This is a genomic window from Candidatus Neomarinimicrobiota bacterium (assembly GCA_034716895.1).
Classification (GTDB): Bacteria; Fidelibacterota; UBA8477; order UBA8477; family JABMPR01; genus JABMPR01.
The window spans coordinates 1-3,329 of record JAYEKW010000104.1; the positions used below are offsets into that span (position 1 = coordinate 1).

At 42.8% G+C, this 3,329-nt stretch carries 3 protein-coding genes; all 3 read right to left on the reverse strand.

From position 1 onward, the window contains the following. Positions 1–202: 202 nt before the first annotated feature. A complete protein-coding gene (locus U9Q77_06505) occupies positions 203–1,153 on the reverse strand; it encodes a hypothetical protein (GenBank protein ID MEA3287009.1) in 951 nt (316 codons plus the stop codon). Continuing rightward, positions 1,137–2,096, reverse strand: a complete 960-nt coding sequence (locus tag U9Q77_06510; protein ID MEA3287010.1) for a hypothetical protein — start codon at positions 2,094–2,096, stop codon at positions 1,137–1,139. Before U9Q77_06510 ends, U9Q77_06505 begins: the two co-directional genes overlap by 17 nt. Beyond that, on the reverse strand, positions 2,096–3,329 hold a 1,234-nt coding region (locus tag U9Q77_06515), incomplete at its 5' end, for a hypothetical protein (protein ID MEA3287011.1). The genes U9Q77_06515 and U9Q77_06510, both read right to left, overlap by 1 nt.

The following is a 3,329-nucleotide window of genomic DNA, read 5'->3' on the forward strand; positions in this document are numbered from 1 at the left end:
TTCCATTTCAGTCAGACGCCCAACAATCAGGTTTTAACCGCCGGATTTGGTATCACCTTTAGATAGTTCAACTGCAGCTCAATTTTAAAGGCCATCCGTTTTGGGTGGCCTTTTTTGTCAGCTTAAATTCACCCCAATCCCTTTTCTGGAACGACCTGGTTTAGCTTGTATGGCAGTGTCTTGTTGTGTAACGATTACAGCTCTATTTAGACTCGTCTCCAGGCTTACTGCGTTTTACGGGAGTACGACTATTTCCTGATCCATGATCATGGTCTTTTAAGAATAGAGATTTTACGTTATCGATTCTGACATATGGATAAAGATCAGCTTTAGTACTGACGAACATATTTGAATTCACATCATAGGTATAGCGATGAGTGATCAAAAAAAAATGGTGCCTTCCTGACTGTGGCGTTGTTATGAATAGATAAAAATATATAGTTGTTTCCCGGTCGCCAAACTCAAGTCGAGATGGTCCTGCGTACACTGATTTCTCATGAGTTAGATTAAGCAGAAAATTTTTCCAGACATTGAAGTCGCTATAAGTGATGTGAGTTAGATTTCGGCCATGGATCTGTAAATCAATAACCGGATTTACAGTGCGGACAGTCGGTCGAAAAACCTCAGGAAGTCCAAGGCTTCGATAAAACCAGAGATCCTGATACAGGTATTGTTGCCATGCAGATGATTCAGGGGGTTCACCGGATGCACTGATAAATGTTGAATCATCCAACATAAGGCCATCCTTTGCCTGAGTAAACACCAGGTCCATGCTAACCGCCTTGAGCAGGGAATCCTGAATCATGCAGGTATATTTTTGATTCGCTGAAAATAGATTCAGGTACTTTGGTTGACTAACCTGTAAAACCAAATTATTTGAGGAGCTTTGGGTGATTGAGAAGGCTGGGTTTTTAGAGACCCATGCAATCAGATCATCCACAGTTTGCAGGGTAACAAAGATCGTCTCTGGCTGCTGTAAAGTATCAAGTTTTGCTGATTTAACGAGAACTTCAATAGCGTCATAGAGATCAGCCTCCCGGTTGAAACTTCTTTGAGCAGAAAGGCTGGTGGCTGCCCAAAGCGACCCGCAGAGAATGACCCAGAGCCCAAGTGACTTGAAACCCTTGTAAGTGGGATCACTCAATAATTTCAAAATCTCCAAGACTGATAATTGATCCGTCCGGGAATTTTTCTGACTGCCAGGTTCGAACATGTATCAGGGGCTTATCCGGATCAATGAAATCGATCATTAGAAAAAGGTAACCCGTATCTGAATATGAGTCACTGCGCCAGTTCTGTTTGAGTTTAACCCCATAGATCTCTGGAATCCGATGATGGCGAATGATCTCTATCTCTTCGAACTGAACTTTGATAAAACTATTGTTTACAAAGACTGGCTTCAGACGTTCAATATATTCATTTTTACTTAGTTTGATAAACTGGATCTGATCCTGTCCTAAATAGCTCGACTCCAACATGTTGGGAGCATTTTCCTTCTCTTGAAGCACTTTTCCAACAATGATCAAGGCATCGTCACTGAATACCTGTCGTAGATATTCAAGATCTTTTCGATTATAAGCGGTTCTAAAAATTTCTATAAAATGGAGGATCTGCTGCCGAAAAACAAAATCTTCCAAAGCCTGGCCTTCTTCTATGAGACGTGAATAATGCTGACGTTCCATACCAAACCGGACCTCAGCAATTTTTCCTGCAGGTGTAAAGGTAAAGACTAAATACTGGAAGGGATTACCCTTTGTTGATCCCAGGTCAACTTTGACCTTTATATCCCGCACCTCGAACAATCCGTTGTCAAGTTCCAATAAGCGGCATTCATAAAGGGGGTTTACATTAAAGAATCCAGTCTGCCGCTTAAGTCCGATTAGTGCCGTCAGCCCCTCACGAGTACAGCTTTGCTCGAAACGTTCTGGGGCAAGAGGTTTTAAGGCATTCATGACATTTGAAAGATTTTCCTGAACACGACTCCGAATCAACTCACTGCCACCACTGGTGATTAAAACCTTGCTGGTCAGGGCAAAGCCCTGGTCCACCGATAATAGAGCAAACAAAAGGATGAAGACCAAACTCAGTCGTTTCATTATTGATTCTCCTGGAACCAGATGCTTTTATAGCCCTTAAAATCTGCAAGAGTATTGAAGGTCTCACCAGAATTGTAGTCAGTATAGGTATTGTTAGAGTAATAAAGCAGATGGTGTACTTTTTGCTTATCTGCAAGGACCACCCAGCACCTTGTCTTGGTTGTGTTTGATCCACTGGGAAGGATTGAAATGGTTCCCATCCGTTTGTATTGTGAAAGCACCCGTAAAGATTCATTGATGTCTTCCCTAACCTGAGACAACATGTCAACGACCTCTGTTTGTGGCTCAACTACTGAGCTTAGTTGTTGACCATCCTCTTTTAACCAGGGAAATGTGATTGATACGGTGGAAACATTAGGAAACCCACCAGTATTGAAAAGCGTACTTAGGATCAGTGTTTCAGAGGCATCGTCCATTTCATTTTCGTAAAGGTACTCATAATTCAGAGTCAATTTCCGTTTTGCCATAGTGGGGTTATCATACAGCGGTAGCTCAAGTTGACCTGCTTCAACCAGTCCATAATCCATCCCCATCCCGCTATAATAACTAAACAATAGATTATTGATCGGTTTATCCGCATATGTAAAAAAGAGTGGCACCATAATAACATCACCGTCCTGGTAACAGACACCCGGTCTAACGGCAATACGATGGAGAATGGTTTTTACCGCCGTCTGAAACCCAAGAGCGGCATCAATATTTTTTCTGGAGCCATCCAGAGCTCTCATTGAGATCTGATCTGGATAGGTTTTTCCCAACAGGTAGCCCCAGTAATATAATCGCAAGGCTTCACCAATATTGGCTTCGGCCAGAGCGCTGCCTGCAAGCTCGGAATAATCCTCAAGTTTCTTCCGCCGAATCTTGAAGGCGGCGGCAACTGAATCTTTATGAATATAGACAAATGCGTTCCATTTAAAAAAACGCTTTGAGTCCATATAGTTCAAGCCCTTCAAAAGCAAGTTGGTATAGCTCTGGGAAGAGATCATCACGCGCTCATCCAATTCTGCATTGGTCTCGGTGACGATTGATTCAAATTTATAGTTGAGGGTAACCTGAATTTTTGAAAGTAATTCCTGTTCGGCGGATGCCCGGGCCTCTGTCCTGGCTGAGGCGGTGGCATTGCCCCAGTAATAGTTGCTTGATGCTTCAATTGTTTTTCGTTCTGGTTGATCACCAAGTACGGTGCTTATGAGCATCAGAAGCAGGAGCCTCTGGCTTAGCTGGACCTTGAAC